This is a genomic window from Klebsiella sp. A-Nf5, assembly GCF_002810545.1.
Lineage (GTDB): Bacteria > Pseudomonadota > Gammaproteobacteria > Enterobacterales > Enterobacteriaceae > Klebsiella > Klebsiella variicola.
The window spans coordinates 29,416-44,387 of the sequence record NZ_PIOG01000040.1; the positions used below are offsets into that span (position 1 = coordinate 29,416).

A 14,972-nucleotide genomic window follows, 5' to 3' on the forward strand; every position below is an offset into this window, starting at 1 on the left:
TATCTATTTATTTAAAGCTGATCGCACTGGAGTGAAAAAATATGCAAAAGAGGAATTCATTTTCCTTGAAGGGAATTTTTTTTGCATCGGGTAGCCTGGTGTTGCTGGGTATTATGCCTGTACTCTCTTTCAGCCGCCCGTCAGGATATAGCGCGTTGCTATTTGCTTTCTGGCTGTCATTCTGGCAGTTGGTCTGCGCATTTCTCCAGCTAATTCAGGAATCACGAAAGGACAAACGTTTTTTTACTGTATTATCAGGCAGTTTTCGTTCAGTAAATCTGCTTTTCACTGGTGGATTGTTTGCATTATCAACGTGGCTATATGTGCTGGCCTTTGATAAAGCAGGACCTGTAAATGCGGCAATTGCATTACAAATGTACCCGATATTTTCTGCAGTAACAGAGTGGAGTATTTATAGAAAAAAGAAAGCTCCCCATGAGATATTCTGGATGAGTATCATCGTGCTTGCATTATATCACCTGACAACCAAAGGTACCTGGAAGCCAACAGGAGATATAACAGGTTTTATGGTGGCACTGGCAGTCCCTGCCTTATGGAGTATTGCGCATGTCATATTGCGTGAAACACTGATAAGTACCTCCATCACCCCCTCTCAGATAACCGTTACCCGCCTTGTCATTACCTGCATTTTTTTATTCCCTGCCACGCTGGTCACAGTACCTGAGCAGCAATTACTCCGGAGCTTATTCTCCGCCGATTTCCAGATTTTTGCCCTGACAATGGGAGGCTGTTATTACCTTGAGCTCATATTCTGGTTTAATGGTGTCAGGTATATTGATGTCTCTCTGGCCAGCACGATTACTGCCCCCTCTCCTGTGATAACTATGATGCTGTCGTCAGTATTTCTGTCTGAACAGGTCTCTTCCGTTCAGTTTTATGTGATGTTAGTGGTTTTTACCTCATTATTTATGCTGTTACGAGGTGGTCGTGCTAAAAGATGACATCAGTATGATGAATCTCTCAGGGATGCCATTTTAATAATCATGAACGGTGCAGTATAGTTAATTTTCTGGTCTTATATTACTTAATAATGGCTGTCTTCCATATGTTGAGATGGCTATCACTATCTACATTCAAGTACTTTCTTCGTTTACTCGAAGAGATTATCCACCAGTTCTGGCTCAGTAAGGGCCAGCGCGGCGTAACGTACTTTGCCCATACGAATTCTTGCACTTCACCATCAGTCCGGTTTGAGCATCAGTGATTATCTGAAACAAAATGGCGCGGACCTGAACGCCTGAATGCCATTTGCATTACCGACAGGCTATATAATGAAAGAAAAGGGGACTATTCAGTGAGGGTCGTATCCCCAGGCCAGTTATGATTATTGGTCTGACTGAACAGGACAGATAAAGAGGCTTTTACAGAACCCTTCGGAATTCTGGCGTAGCCCCTACTTTCCTTTCGGCAACATCTGAACGGCTTAGCTCTGATCTACAGATTCATGCCAACCATTCCGGCCGGGTAATGAACCCCGGATTTAATAATGCAATAATTTCCCTGCTTTTTCGTTGACCATCTGCAGAATGCTTATCAATTTCGTAGCCCACAAAACCATCAAAACCGAGGGTCCGGGTGGCTTTTACCATTTCTTCAATCAACCCCCGCGTCAGGTTATGCTTAAAAATACGCAGAAAGTCCTCCAGGGATGTTTTCATTTGTTTTGCCTGGCTTCTCATACATCTATCGAGTTCACTGGCCAGAAATTTGTCCTGATAGGTAAATCTCATAACCTCTCCGGTCTTCCATCCTTCATGCCAGAAAGTTTTGTTGATATTAAGCGAACGGGCAATCGCTGGGTTTTTCATTACCAGTAAGCGCAGTCGCTCACTGCTTTCATAGTTATTAACAGTATCAATAATTTTGGGTGGCTTAATAAATTTAACAGAGCACAAATGCTTTCCTGCTCCCTGAGCAAAATCTTTTTCAGATGTCAGAAATACTGCTGTATGCGGTACCTGCAGTATTTCATTGCCTTTTTTTCTGGGAGGTGGAAAAGACCACGCTTCAAATTTTTCATTCGTACCATGGAACCATTTTTTCTCATATAAGCTCATCAGTGTCACTCTTGTCTTCGGTTTGTAATTATCAGGCTATCACAGTTTTTTTTTAGCCGAAGAAGCTAAGAAGGTAAAAAGAGCGATTTATCATTTTTTTTAGGGCAGTTTCTGAGAAAAGTAACTTTCAGCATCTTTCAGTAACAACAAAGCATTAGAATAACTTATTGATATTTAACATAAAAAATATTATCGACACTTTGATGTGTATAGCATTTGCTATACGTTCGTGTTGTGTTATTCTTGTATACCAATTGCTATACAGGAGAGGTGTGTATGAAATCAGATGTTCAACTCAACCTAAGAGCTAAAGAGTCTCAGAGAGCACTCATCGATGCCGCTGCAGAGATCCTTCATAAATCGCGAACCGACTTTATCCTAGAGATGGCCTGCAAGGCTGCGGAGAATGTGATCCTTGATCGTCGTGTTTTCAATTTTAACGACGAACAGTATGCAGAGTTCATCGACATGCTCGATGCACCAGTCGAGGATGAGCCTGCCATTAATAAACTACTGGCAAGGAAACCTCAGTGGGATGTATAACTGCGCCCGAGCCGTTATCCAGCGCCCATCAACTGGCAGACTTCGTCAGTGGGGAAACGGTACTCGATGATTGGTTAAAACAGAGAGGTATAAAAAATCAAGCTCTTGGCGCCGCACGAACGTTCGTTGTTTGCAAGACGGGTACGAAGCAAGTAGCTGGTTTTTACTCGCTGGCCACCGGTAGCGTTAACCATACGGAAGCGACAGGTAGTCTTCGGCGTAACATGCCAGATCCTATACCGGTAATTATACTCGCTCGCCTGGCGGTAGATGTCTCATTGCACGGAAAAGGGGTTGGCGCCGATTTACTTCACGATGCGGTTCTACGCTGTTATCGCGTAGCTGAGAATATTGGCGTTCGTGCGATAATGGTTCACGCGCTTACTGAAGAAGCCAAAGGCTTCTATGCTCACCATGGATTTAAGGCATCGCAAACTCATAAGCGGACTCTGTTCCTTAAACTTCCATGACTCGTTACTGGAGTGGGAAAGTAGCTGAAACTTACGTAACGTATTGATTTTTATGTTATTTATGTCATTATTTAACATAATCTTTGTTAAGCGCACCAGGTTTGTCAGCACAAAGCGTTATTGTCGTCTCAGCACAATTCACACGCGTCGTGTACGCTAAGCCTTCATTTTGCACAGCACAGGACCGCGATCTTATGTTGGTGACTATGACAGACAAAGAACTTTACCGGCTTGGCATCATTCAGCGAGTATTTGACCGGGCTTTGCTTCAGCGCGACGCAGCAGACATACTTAAGCTCAGTGTTCGTCAGGTGCAGCGTCTTGTGCGTCTGTACCGGACAGATGGCGCAACCGCATTTGCATCTTCCCGCCGTGGACGTCCTGCAAACAACCGGATCGACGAAGAAACACGCTGTAAAGCCCTGGATTTGATCCGGTGCCACTATTCAGATTTTGGCCCAACGCTCGCAACCGAAAAACTGGCTGAACGCCATCATATTTATCTCTCCGTTGAAACCATCCGTAACTGGATGACAGCCGACGGTCTCTGGCGTCCTCATTCCCGCCGGCGACCCCGGGTTTACCAGCCGCGATATCGTCGCGACTGTCTCGGCGAACTGGTTCAGATCGATGGCTCTCACCATGACTGGTTCGAAGGCAGAGCCCCAAAATGCTGTCTTCTGGTCTTCATGGATGACGCCACAGGTCGCCTGATGCACCTGCGATTCTGTGATTCAGAAAACGCCTTTGACTACATGATGGCTACCCGGCAATACATTGATAAACATGGTAAACCTGTCGCATTTTACAGCGACAAGCATACTGTGTTCAGGGTCAGCGGACCCGAAAGCCGACGTACCGGCACAACCCAGTTCGGACGGGCTCTCCGGGAACTGGCGATCGAATTGATTTGTGCCAACAGCAGCCAGGCAAAAGGACGCGTGGAACGGGTCAATAAAACCCTGAAGGATCGCCCGATTAAAGAGATGCGACTGCAGAACATCAGCTCGGTTGCTGAAGCCAATCAGTGGATTGAACATTTCATGTCTGATTTTAACCGTCGTTTCTCCCGGCCGGCAAAATACCCTAAAGATCTGCACCGTGCGGTCACACAGAGTCCACTGGAGCTGAATGATATCTTCGCCTGGCAGGAGCTGCGGACCTTATCGAAAGCACTGACTTTTCAGTATGATAAAGTGATGTATATCATTGAACCCACCGAACAAAATACGCGCATAGCAGGTGAAAAAATTACCGTTTATGATTACCCTGACGGAAGCATTACTTTCCGGCATCAGCACCGGCCACTGGGTTATAAGATTTTCGATAAACTGACCTGCGTTGATCGGGGGCGGTTGTTGATAACAAACGACTGGGTGCCGTTCTGAGGCTGGCACAGCAGAAACAGGAAGAGCTGGAGGCTGAAGGAAAGCGAATGCGCAGTACAAAAATGCCCCGCAGGCGCGCTCAGGAGCGTGCACTGGAAGAGCTCAGGGCGATCAACCCGGGTGCTGGCCAGTCCGCAGGATTTTATCCCCAGCCTGAAGCGATGAGCCCTTCCCTCACCTGCGGATCTGATATGGCCGACAGATGAGAGAAAAATGGACGACAACAAACCAGTGCTCCTGACACTTCACGAAGCGCTACGCCTGGATTTGATTGAAGCCTATATGGCGCGGGAAATTACGCTGGCAGAAGTGGCAGAGTCCATGGAGCTCACCCGTCGTCAGTGCTCCCGCCTGATTAAACGCTACCGCGAGCTGGGGCCAGCCGGTCTGGTCAGCCGGCGCCGTGGAAAGCCAGGCAATCATCAGTTAAACACCACCATCAGAGATCAGGCACTGCAGCTTATTCGCTCACGCGGCCGGGATATGAATCCGTCAGCCATCTGGCTAATTCTGACCACAGAATACGGTGTCCGGATTTCAAAAGAGACCGTGCGGAAAATGATGATTGCCGAGAAAACCTGGCACCCTCGCCCGTCCTCAAACCCTGAATCAGACTGAAGAAGGCATTGCCCGGACTCACCACAGACGTCACTTCAGCTTGGCTTTAAATACGACATTTCAACATTGGCTAGACAGATGTTGTAGTAGCTAAATTGAGATATCCGTCTCGGGGCTGCGGATGTTTTCCTGGGCTGTTATGTTGTGATCCCAAGATGCTGCCGGTACTTCACCGGACTCATTTCACCTAATGATAGCTTGATACGCTCCTCGTTATACCAGCGTATGTATCTGTCCAGGAAGCAGATAAATTTTTCCAGCGTTATACCTGCCCAGTTTCTTCCATAGAACATTTCATTTTTGACCCGCCCGCAGAAGCCTTCACACGCCGCATTATCCGGCGAGCATCCTTTACGCGACATGGACCTTATAAGTCCGGATGTGTTGATACGATCAAGCCAACCCGGCCATCGATAATGGCCGCCGCGGTCGCTGTGTATCACCGGTTTGTCATTTGCGCTGAGCGTGCCGATCGCATCATGGAGCATGGTATTCACCAGCGTTGCAGCCGGGCGTGTTCCTATCGATCAGCTCACTACTGGCCATCAAAGCGGTCGATAACCGGCGACAGATACACTTTTCCAGCCGGAAGCTGGAGTTAACTTAAATCCTATATCTATACTCTGGGTTTTAGAAAGAAAAATATCACAATGGAAAGAATTAAAAGAAAAATGCAAGCTATCAACATGATATAAAAATGTGAGTCAAGGAGAGATTGCTTTGCTATGCTGAACAGTTTTTCTTTATCGACACCCGATAAAGTTTCAGCATACTTTATAGTTTCCGATAATGATGCTAAATGGATGTCAGGAACATTACTTTCACCTAAGTATGATTTAATATTTTTTGTATAAAATGAGGATGTCATAAGTCCAAATATTACTATGCCAATTCCTGTTCCAAATTCATAAGCCATACCTTCTATAGCTCCTGCCTCTCCACCTTTACCGAAAGGTGTCGCATTCATGATTGCTGTCGTGGATGCGAGCATAGCCGCTTCAATACTGAACCCAAGGAGTAACATCATTCCCCATGCCTGTAAGTTATGATTACTAATATTTGTTAAAGATAAGCCGGCAAAACTTACTGAACTGAGAAAAATACCCATAAATGCTATAGAGCGTAATCCAACTTTACCCAGAGCCCATCCCACACAAGGTCCAGAAAGACAACTAGACATTATAAAGGGAAGCAAAAAGAGGCTTGCATTCAATGCGCTCATGCCAATAGCTAGCTGAAGTTCTTGTGTAATGAAAAATTCGAAACCGACAAGAGAAATCATACTAAATAGTGCCATAATTAATCCAGCCAAGATATGTCTATCACTGAAAAGGCTGATATCAATCATTGAGTCAGAGGATATTAACTGTTTCCTGAGAAACAAAAAACCTAATAAAATTCCGAAAATCAACAAAGGAACAAGCATTGGCTCTTCATTTTGACTGAATATGGACTTTATAGAGAAAACAATCATAAGCATTGAAATTATAAGCAGCAGAGGTTCTATTGCATTAATTTTTTTTGTTTTTTTCTCTACCTTTCTTATATTCATAGCTGTACACAATGCGGTAACGAGTATGCAAATAGGTATATTGATTAGAAAAACTGATTGCCACGAAAAATACTCCAGTAAAACACCACCTACTAACGGTCCGAGTGCTGCTCCGGCAGTTCCAATTGTTGACCAGATTCCCAGCGCAATAGCTCGTTCCTGGTTATTCAGGAACGTAAGTCTGATGCTGGCAAGCGTTGCCGGAAGTATCATGGCGGCTCCAATAGCAAGAAATCCACGTGATATTATAAGAGTTGATGCTGAATCAGATATTGCTCCAACCGCAGATGAGAATCCAAATAATATAGAGCCGCCTAAAGCAATAATTTTTACGCCATATCTGTCACACAATACTCCCATCGGCAAAATAAATGACGACATAATTAACGGGTATATATCTATAATCCAAAGCACCTGATTAGAGGTCGCGTTGAGACTATAAGTTAATGAAGGAATGGCAACATGTAAAATCGTTGCATCAATCGAAACTGGAAGATACATTAATATTACCAGCGTAAGAATAAACCACTTATTGGATTGGGGGCGAGCAATGGCATATGTCATAAAGATAACCGAAAACAAGTAACCGAGTGTTATTATATTGTAGATTCTTTAAATGAATAATAAACGGAGGTGGTTTTTTTATTTGACCGCTTTGAGTTATTAATTTAAAAAATACATATATGTGAGAGCATAGTAGTAAAATAAATATGTTCCGTATCGGTCTGGACAAGTCGCAGCCTCATGTCATGTTTACAAGCTTACTGGTCAAGCGCTTTGCGGATAAACACCGGCATCTGAGCTATTCTTAACGTCGCCGTAAGGTCGCTTTACCGCGCGATTCTGTCCAGAATTCGCGTGACTTGCACGCCTGAAATTTCAAAGGCAACATTAACAGTCAGGAATTCCTAAGTGAAGCCATCCGCGCAGGTAAGGCACTTGATTCTTCGACCTGCGGCCAGCACGTCCATGAAGATATTCATCGACCAGACCGGATTGGCGCCGCCGCGCGGAGCAGTAACAGAAGTTCTGTTGCCAGCCTTTTACAACGTAGTCTGCGTTTTGCGCCCAGCCGAGTCCAATGATAAAGTCGATACACGCTTATGATTAACATTAAACCCTTCACGGCACAGTAACTCTGCCAGATGCGGCGATAGGCAATACGCCTGTGATCCAGTCCCACCTCAGTGATGCGTCCTGATAAATAGACATCCATAACTGGACGCCGAGCGTGATAGCGGTGGATCGAAAGAGACAAATCTGTGAACCCGCAGGGACGACGTTTCCACAGATCGGTTGCATCACACATTAACATTACTGCTACCGGCTTCTACCCTGTCATCGTGGCGTATTGATCACCGGATGAGCGTTGTATCGTTTCTTGATGATGAAAAACTATATATTGAATCCGTTAAAAATCTCACAACTACGGAAACCAACATGGGCGAAAATTTTGTGAGCAGACCTGGAAATACGGTGACATTTTCATTTTTTATGATACTTATGAGCACCCAATATATCAGTGAAAAGTCTTGAGCCCCTTTCACAATAAAAATGAGAACAATATGAATTGTCATTTGGTAATATTTTGGCTATGTTTAAACCCACTGTAACCATTTACTGTTACAACCCTATCTTAATGGAAACATAAAGAATTAACTGTATATTCTCCTTTACATAATGCATCTGTAACACTGCGTTTTTTTAAACGCCCTGAGAGGCTGGCCCTGGAGTTTGCTATCGGGTTGTCGATAAACAGGCCTGTATTGATCATGGTGCTGTTGTCGACAATAAACGGCTAGGTTCCGTACTGAGACTGGTGTAGCTGAAACAGGATGAGCTGGAGGCGGAAAGAAAGCGAATGCACAGAAAAAAATGCCCCGCAGGCGTGCAGAGGAGCGCGTACTGGAAATCAGTCCGTTGCTGGAACCCTACCGGAATCGATGAGCCCTCCCCTCACCTGCGGACCTGATGATGCCGGCAAAATGGAAGACAACAAGCCAGCGCTCCTGACATTGCATGGAGCACTATGCATGATTTGATTGAAGCCTATATGGTGCGGGAAATTATGCTGGCAGAATTCCCATCTGAGCGCGGATAGCTGTTAACAAGGATCCCGGCTTCGTACAGGGTTTTCCATCCCTCGTCTGGCTACGCCATGCAGTGATTGAAAATATTGTTCAGTCGAAGCAGTCCCTGCAGATAAAGTGATCTCGGCTCAGGTCCAAATTTTAGAGGAGTTGTTTAAAGGTTATACAACGAAATACAGATATAGAGCGCGTAAAGCAAACCGTTCAACCCTAACCAACCCACGGTTATCGTACTTTTCTTGGCAACGAACCATAACCAGAATGCGGCGGTAAGTGTAATTAGTACTCCGGTAAAGACTTCCGTACGTGGCTCCCAGGGCGTTAAGGTGATCCCAATAGCTGGTAGTATCGTACCCTGAAATACCATCGCACCAGTAATATTAGCAACCGCCAGAGTGTCCTTTCCACGACGTATCCACAAGATGCTGTTAATTTTCTCAGGTAACTCTGTTGCAATCGGAATAATAATAAGTGATAACAGTAAAGCTGAAACGCCAAAATATCTTGAGGTGGTTTCCACACCATTGATAAAACCAAAGGCCCCAACAAGAAGAATACCGATCCCAAGTAGAACTTGTATGATAATGGTGATAAGTCTTTCGGGTAACCTTGCATAGGATAAGAGCAGCGGTTTCTCGACTTGAGTTTCTTCACCTTCCAGAACCAGTTCACTAGATGCTTTGATCGTCCGATACACATAAAAAAAATACAGCAGTACCAGAATCACACTGATACCCTGTCTGTATAGAATCTTATCGTGCGGAATAAACATTGCAAGTGTTGCGAGAATGAAAGCTACCAGGAAAAAATTTGTATCGCGCTTAAACCCACCTGGCTCAGGAGTGATTTTTCCTGCATATCCTCTCTTCCTTATAACAGCAGCTCCCATCAAAAAAATAGATAGAGTTGATAGCATTAAAGGAGCCCCCAGGATCGCCCCTACTCCAATTTCCTCGCTGTGGCTTGACAAGTTGTTTCCGGAAATGATGGCCAGAAGTGGCACAATGGTTTCAGGCAGCGCTGTCCCTACAGCCGCGAATAGTGAACCCGTTACACCTTGTGAAAGGCGTAGTTTATGGCCGAGGTGTTCGAGTGCATTAGTGAAAATCTCGGCAGCTATGAGAATGATGACTAGGGAAAAAAAAATCTCAGCAATCGAATAAATCATTGTGACATTACTCAGGAGTGTAAGTTTATGTTAGTTTCCATTTTCTAACTTCCCTGGCTGGTCATACAGAACTCAATGAGATTCTTTGCGTAATGAAATACACCAAATGTCAGGGAAATTACTGTGCTACGACTTCATGATATAGAAGACAGCATGATGCCATAGATTTTTATTTTGTCAAAATATTATTAAATATCAATAACATATTCCATTTGCTATGTTTTATTGCTCAAGCTATAACACTGGATATAGACCTCCTCCCTGAAAATAGTGCCAGGCTAAACTGAAGCCTTCGGTCTTTCATCCACCTCACAGAGAGGCACATCGCTATGAAATAGACCCGCTATACCGAAAAACAGATTGGGTTTATGCTGCAACAGGCCGAAACCGGCATCCGCCTCGGGGAAGTCTGCAGAAAGATGGGCATTTCTGAAGCCACTTTTTATTTTTATGGACTACCTCCGCTTTGCCAGTACTTAATTTGATTTTAGGTTGTTGCTTATATCTATCCGGCATCAGGAAAATCTCTGTCCAAATGGGTAATCCGCACACAATCGCCTCAACAGCTGGACGGTCTCTGAGGCCTGTATTAAAATCAGGCGCCGATTGCGCAGATACTTGCGCAGATACTTGCGGAGAAAACGCCCGCGCAGGCATATCAGTGCAGCACATCGCCAACAGCGCCCGTCCTGATAGGTGTTGATCAGTGCTGGAGTATGGATTTCGTGTCGGAAAACCTGTTTAACGGACGTCGTTTACGGGCGCTGACTGTAGTTGATAATTTTAGTCGGAAGAGTCTGGCGATCCATGCAGGAAAGTCGCAGAAGGGTGTTCCTGCTGGCAACGTGATTCACTACAGGAGTAAATCGGTGATGTTATGCGCCCGTGATGACGGATGCGTTTGCAACTGTACAACTTCTCATCGGCAACACTGATCATTACATCCAGGTCTGCCGTCAGGCTTTCGCAGCTGGTCGTGCCGATACTTCCGCTCATGCTAACCGTCACGCCCGGCAGTTCAAAGGGCAGCTGAAGACTCGCATCAATCAGGTTTCGCAGCTCATCAGACTCTTCCACATGATGAAAGATGTTTTGCAGCACGACGAATTCATCCCCCCCGATCCGGGCAACTGTAGACCCTTCAGGGACAATTCTTCTCAGTCGATCCGCAACAATGTTAAGCACCCTATCCCCTGAACCATGGCCATGGTTATCGTTGACGTCCTTGAAGCCATCAAGATCGAGACAGTGAATGGCAATCAACCTGGTGTTCAGTACGCTTCGTCGGAATGCTTCCCTCAAGCCCAGACGGTTAGCAAGCCCCGTCAGGGGATCGTTACGGGCGAGGACTTCCATATCCAGACGCATGCTGATGTTACGCACCGAGTTATGATGGATATACATAACACTGTGGATCCCTCCCAGCAGGAAGACCAGAAAGATTAACGCAACAATCCGGTGTGATGTGTCACCTGTCATGAAGGTGCAAATAATGGCGGGTACCGTGGCTATCACCATGGCAGTACTGGCGATAACGGGTCGCGGGGCCAGACGCGTGGAGACCCCAGCGCAGTATCCGAATAACAGCGTGGTGGCCAGTAAATGCAGTTGATTATAAGTAGATAAAAACATAAGCGAAGATAGACCACTCACTGATGATGAAACCGTGACCGTCATGATGGTATGGGCAAGTTCCCAGCGTCTGGAACCCTCCAGTCCTGGTAATTCAGATGACAGACGAAGCCTTTTCATCTGTAGCAATATTGTAATCACTTTCGCAACTGAGCCAGCGCCGCCCATCAGAGTAGCAAGCACCACAGGGATACTTCCAAGGGTCCAGAAGGCAAAGCTTCCGATGACCAGAATCGTGATCCCCATCATACTGGTCGGGATAAGCGTGCGTGATAGTTCGCCAACCAGAGCCCTGTACACATCTGGTGATTCTTTCCTGATAAGTCGCATAGATATTCCCTCTTCCGTTCCGTAGAACGTGACTTCAATGACATCAGCTTCTTAGCACAACTATCATTCCTGTATTGCACAGGCCGCCAGAAAAGATCGTCTGAATTGCAAGGCCAGCATCCGTTTACCATCAATAATCCGGAATATAGCCAACTTTTAGGCCGCTGGTATCGGGTTTGTAACAGATTATTCATAATGTGCAGTGAATGCACTTCATTTAACGCGGTCTCCCCCAGAAATGGTTTGCAGAGACTGCTGAGCGGTACGTAATGGTGGACGGGATGAACTGACCGTATTCTCATCACTATGTTCATGATATCGATGGTAGCCATAGCTCTTTACCGACATGAGCGTACGGACAAGTCGGAATTTGCGAAACCAGGCAAGGTATTCAGCAGCGGGCATTCTTACTAACGCGGGTCTAAACTACAGGCCGAATCAGCAAATGAATGTGTTAGAAATGTTTTGCCATGATAACACGGCGAGAGCCTAACACGATGCAATACGGTTTAATACTGGCTTGTATATTTGTCGTTTAACTTTGATTTGCTAATGTATAACTGTTTTAAACCATTAGTCTTTGAGGACCTAATGTTTTGCGATGAACCTCCTTCGGACATAGCCATAATATCCTGATTATCTTTAATAATAGTTCATTAAAGATAATCAGGTCACAGGTTATGATTGTCTTTATATCGATTAATGTGTGTCGGGGTGTTCTATGCTTTTCAAATTACTCTATCTTCCTGCATCTTTACATGCAGCTAATCGCTCGTATTTCTCTTACTATGACATGGTGATGTTTCATAACAAAGAGAAAATACAAATATCTTTGGGCTTCTTTGTTTTCGGAGTTAGGAGTCGTTTAGCAAATAAATCAGGATGCTATCAGAACGATTATTGATACAATCTCACCATTATCTTTTTTGCCGCACAGTCTCCAGCCTAAATCCTGCGGGCTGTGTCTGATATGTATCTTCATGCTCTGAGAGATCCGTTCGCTGAGCATGAGCATATTTTTAATCGTTTAAAAATCATTAAGTTTATTAATACTGAATTATGGAAGACTACATATGCCCCACGTTAATACAGTCAGGATCGAACCGGGTGGCTCCAGATTTAACAATAATACGGATAAGCTGGCTGGGACAGTACTGACTAAAACACGCCTTGAGTCCGATTTCGGGCTCACGGCTGCCCTCCATCAGTATCGTATAGAATACAGTTCTTGCGATGGTGTTCAGGGAGGGGGAATCCGAACTGACAGCGCTGCCATTTTTCTGCCTCAGGGTTCTGAACCTGAAGATGGCTGGCCGCTGATCGTCTGGCACCATGGTACTGTCGGTATCGCTTATGGATGTGCGCCATCACTGAATGTCCGCTCTTTCAGGGACAGTCAGTATCTGAATACGTGGTTATCACTGGGGTACGCCATTTTTGCACCAGACTATCCTGGACTGGGGTCTCAGGGACTGCATCACTATCTTCACGCACGCAGTGTGGCGTGGAGTGTCCTTGATGGCATTCGTGCCGCTCTTGGTGTATTCCCGCTAAAAAACAGAATATTATTAATCGGTCATTCACAAGGCGCTCACGCTGCCTTTTCTACTGCGGGTTATCAGATGCAGTACGCACCAGCGCTTAATATTGCTGGTTCAGTCCTGACAGGGACACCTTATTTCACCGGAGGCCGTAATTTCGAAAGTATGCTAAGTTTTACTGACCCCACGATGTCAGGAGACCCCAGGCTGCCTTATATTTTTTATATATGGCAATCGTGCGCAGATGTAAACGGTAGTCTTGACTCCCGGGATTTCTTTCAGGAACCGGTAAGGGATGTGCTCACCCAGTCTAAAATATTAGCCATCTCATCGCTCAAACAGATTGTCATTGATAAAGCTCTCACGCTAAATAACAGTATAAAACCTGAAATATGGAAATTATTTCAAGAGATACTTCCAAAAATGGCCTACCCTACACTGAATATAATGCACCCGGTTTTTATTGGTATTGGTGACAATGATATTAACGTACCCGTACTCATGCAGAGATACTTTGCAGAGGATGTCGACATTTCTGGTACAATTAGTGAAGTCCATATTTATCCTGGGCTTGATCATAGTGCTATACTCAACTATTCACTTCGTGATTCGGTACCATTTGTGCAGCATATAATGAGAGCAATATAAACGTTCTAAAGATATTTAGAAAATTCATGCACACAGGCTATGCTTTATGAAAAAAAATGTCAGATATGAGTTTCATCACATCGGGATCCCACTCCAGGACGGTAGGGAAGAGGGCGTATTCAGTGAAGTCGCCGGAATGTATACCACCGACAATCCCGGCAAGTTCCGGATACAGTGGCACAGATTCACGGAGAACTCGACTTTACACCCTTTAATTAAAAGCGTCCCCCATGTTGCATTCAGGGTTGATAACTTGTCTGAGGCGATAAAGGACGAGTGCCTTCTCCTCGGACCCTATGAACCCATCGACGATTTCTTCGTGGCGATTATCAATGATAATGGCGTTCCTGTTGAACTCATTCAGACCACACTGTCGGATGATGAGCTGTGGCGGCGCGCACGAGCAGGCGAAGGTACGTTGTACAGAGGATAATAATTCGTCTTAATCCTCATCAAATAACTAAATCATATGAAATGGTACTATATATCCTTGTAAGCGCACCCGTTTAAGTTGCACGAACTTTTTGAGATTTCCGGGGTTTCAGCCATCACCCGGTATTCTTCCGGCGTCAGGTTATTCAGGGATTCATGGGGGCGCTCGCTGTTTGACCTGCTCCCCGTTGATTAATACACCGCGATGTTAGTAATGTCTTCATCAGTCACATGAGGACATCCCCATGAAGAAGCGATTTTCCAACGAACAGATCATCAGTATTCTCCGCGAGGCCGAAACCGGTACTGTCAACCTGACTGTACCAGGCTGGCATTAAACTCAAGGTAACGCGTGAGCGCAGTTCGCTATGAGCGAACTGCGGACCTTTACACTCATGATCACCGCTTATGCATGCATTACGAACATAGCACTGTAGTAATCATCGGTAGCTGTTCAACTTAGCCCGTTACACTCGCTTTGT

Annotated in this window: 11 protein-coding genes and 5 pseudogenes; 9 read left to right on the plus strand and 7 right to left on the minus strand. The window is 45.2% G+C overall.

Annotated elements, in window-relative coordinates; genetic code table 11:
* Positions 1-41 precede the first annotated feature (41 nt).
* Positions 42-962: a DMT family transporter gene (locus CWM53_RS04980; protein ID WP_100730240.1), complete on the plus strand. Its 921-nt coding sequence runs from the start codon at positions 42-44 to the stop codon at positions 960-962.
* A 501-nt stretch (positions 963-1,463) separates the two neighbouring features.
* On the opposite strand, the gene CWM53_RS04985 is transcribed toward CWM53_RS04980, so the two are convergent.
* The gene (locus CWM53_RS04985) at positions 1,464-2,078 is read right to left on the minus strand and encodes a hypothetical protein (protein ID WP_100730239.1); all 615 of its coding nucleotides are present in this window, start codon (positions 2,076-2,078) and stop codon (positions 1,464-1,466) included.
* A 276-nt stretch (positions 2,079-2,354) separates the two neighbouring features.
* On the opposite strand from CWM53_RS04985, the gene CWM53_RS04990 reads away from it, so the two are divergent.
* The 4 genes and pseudogenes from CWM53_RS04990 (at position 2,355) to CWM53_RS05005 (ending at position 5,097) form a co-directional block, all read left to right on the plus strand.
* Positions 2,355-2,621 carry a DUF1778 domain-containing protein gene (locus CWM53_RS04990; protein ID WP_003026799.1) on the plus strand — a complete coding sequence of 89 codons (267 nt, stop codon included), beginning with the start codon at positions 2,355-2,357 and terminating at the stop codon, positions 2,619-2,621.
* A complete protein-coding gene (locus CWM53_RS04995) occupies positions 2,609-3,091 on the plus strand; it encodes a GNAT family N-acetyltransferase (RefSeq protein WP_100730238.1) in 483 nt (160 codons plus the stop codon). Before CWM53_RS04990 ends, CWM53_RS04995 begins: the two co-directional genes overlap by 13 nt.
* Positions 3,092-3,297: 206 nt before the next feature.
* Positions 3,298-4,644: pseudogene (locus CWM53_RS05000) on the plus strand (ISNCY family transposase).
* A gap of 48 nt (positions 4,645-4,692) precedes the next feature.
* Positions 4,693-5,097 carry a helix-turn-helix domain-containing protein gene (locus CWM53_RS05005; protein ID WP_100730237.1) on the plus strand — a complete coding sequence of 135 codons (405 nt, stop codon included), beginning with the start codon at positions 4,693-4,695 and terminating at the stop codon, positions 5,095-5,097.
* Positions 5,098-5,234: 137 nt separating this feature from the next.
* On the opposite strand, the pseudogene CWM53_RS05010 reads toward CWM53_RS05005, so the two are convergent.
* The 4 genes and pseudogenes from CWM53_RS05010 to CWM53_RS05020 all read right to left on the minus strand — a co-directional run.
* Positions 5,235-5,692, minus strand: a pseudogene (locus CWM53_RS05010) (IS3 family transposase); the annotation flags it as partial.
* A 21-nt stretch (positions 5,693-5,713) separates the two neighbouring features.
* The gene (locus CWM53_RS05015) at positions 5,714-7,213 is read right to left on the minus strand and encodes an MFS transporter (protein ID WP_165785019.1); all 1,500 of its coding nucleotides are present in this window, start codon (positions 7,211-7,213) and stop codon (positions 5,714-5,716) included.
* Positions 7,214-7,413: 200 nt separating this feature from the next.
* Positions 7,414-7,979 (minus strand): annotated as a pseudogene (locus CWM53_RS31835) (IS3 family transposase); the annotation flags it as partial.
* A gap of 914 nt (positions 7,980-8,893) precedes the next feature.
* The gene (locus CWM53_RS05020; protein ID WP_100730235.1) at positions 8,894-9,907 is read right to left on the minus strand and encodes a sodium:calcium antiporter; all 1,014 of its coding nucleotides are present in this window, start codon (positions 9,905-9,907) and stop codon (positions 8,894-8,896) included.
* 341 nt (positions 9,908-10,248) lie between these two features.
* Between CWM53_RS05020 and CWM53_RS30375 the strand changes: the two are divergent.
* Positions 10,249-10,353: pseudogene (locus tag CWM53_RS30375) on the plus strand (transposase); the annotation flags it as partial.
* Between the two features lie 69 nt (positions 10,354-10,422).
* Here CWM53_RS30375 and CWM53_RS32195 read toward each other — a convergent pair.
* Positions 10,423-10,629: a hypothetical protein gene (locus tag CWM53_RS32195; protein ID WP_319826668.1), complete on the minus strand. Its 207-nt coding sequence runs from the start codon at positions 10,627-10,629 to the stop codon at positions 10,423-10,425.
* Between CWM53_RS32195 and CWM53_RS32290 the strand changes: the two are divergent.
* A pseudogene (locus CWM53_RS32290) lies at positions 10,609-10,737 on the plus strand (IS3 family transposase); the annotation flags it as partial. The gene CWM53_RS32195 and the pseudogene CWM53_RS32290 sit on opposite strands and share 21 nt — an antisense overlap.
* Here CWM53_RS32290 and CWM53_RS32200 read toward each other — a convergent pair.
* On the minus strand, positions 10,691-11,869 hold the full coding sequence (locus CWM53_RS32200) for a GGDEF domain-containing protein (RefSeq protein WP_100730234.1): 1,179 nt from the start codon (positions 11,867-11,869) through the stop codon (positions 10,691-10,693). The pseudogene CWM53_RS32290 and the gene CWM53_RS32200 overlap by 47 nt on opposite strands.
* A 1,073-nt stretch (positions 11,870-12,942) precedes the next feature.
* On the opposite strand from CWM53_RS32200, the gene CWM53_RS05035 reads away from it, so the two are divergent.
* Together CWM53_RS05035 and CWM53_RS05040 are read left to right on the plus strand one after the other, a co-directional pair.
* On the plus strand, positions 12,943-14,058 hold the full coding sequence (locus CWM53_RS05035) for an alpha/beta hydrolase (protein ID WP_100730233.1): 1,116 nt from the start codon (positions 12,943-12,945) through the stop codon (positions 14,056-14,058).
* Between the two features lie 46 nt (positions 14,059-14,104).
* Complete coding sequence (locus CWM53_RS05040) at positions 14,105-14,491, plus strand: hypothetical protein (RefSeq protein ID WP_100730232.1); 387 nt, start codon at positions 14,105-14,107, stop codon at positions 14,489-14,491.
* Positions 14,492-14,972: the final 481 nt, after the last annotated feature.

What these genes read in the sequence shown, in the direction of transcription:
- CWM53_RS04980 (WP_100730240.1), top strand. Translation starts at nt 42, where the DNA reads ATGCAAAAGAGGAATTCATTTTCCTTGAAGGGAATTTTTTTTGCATCG.
- CWM53_RS05020 (WP_100730235.1), bottom strand. Translation starts at nt 9,907, where the DNA reads ATGATTTATTCGATTGCTGAGATTTTTTTTTCCCTAGTCATCATTCTC.
- CWM53_RS04990 (WP_003026799.1), top strand. Translation starts at nt 2,355, where the DNA reads ATGAAATCAGATGTTCAACTCAACCTAAGAGCTAAAGAGTCTCAGAGA.
- CWM53_RS05005 (WP_100730237.1), top strand. Translation starts at nt 4,693, where the DNA reads ATGGACGACAACAAACCAGTGCTCCTGACACTTCACGAAGCGCTACGC.
- CWM53_RS04985 (WP_100730239.1), bottom strand. Translation starts at nt 2,078, where the DNA reads ATGAGCTTATATGAGAAAAAATGGTTCCATGGTACGAATGAAAAATTT.
- CWM53_RS32200 (WP_100730234.1), bottom strand. Translation starts at nt 11,869, where the DNA reads ATGCGACTTATCAGGAAAGAATCACCAGATGTGTACAGGGCTCTGGTT.
- CWM53_RS05035 (WP_100730233.1), top strand. Translation starts at nt 12,943, where the DNA reads ATGCCCCACGTTAATACAGTCAGGATCGAACCGGGTGGCTCCAGATTT.
- CWM53_RS05015 (WP_165785019.1), bottom strand. Translation starts at nt 7,213, where the DNA reads ATGACATATGCCATTGCTCGCCCCCAATCCAATAAGTGGTTTATTCTT.
- CWM53_RS05040 (WP_100730232.1), top strand. Translation starts at nt 14,105, where the DNA reads ATGAAAAAAAATGTCAGATATGAGTTTCATCACATCGGGATCCCACTC.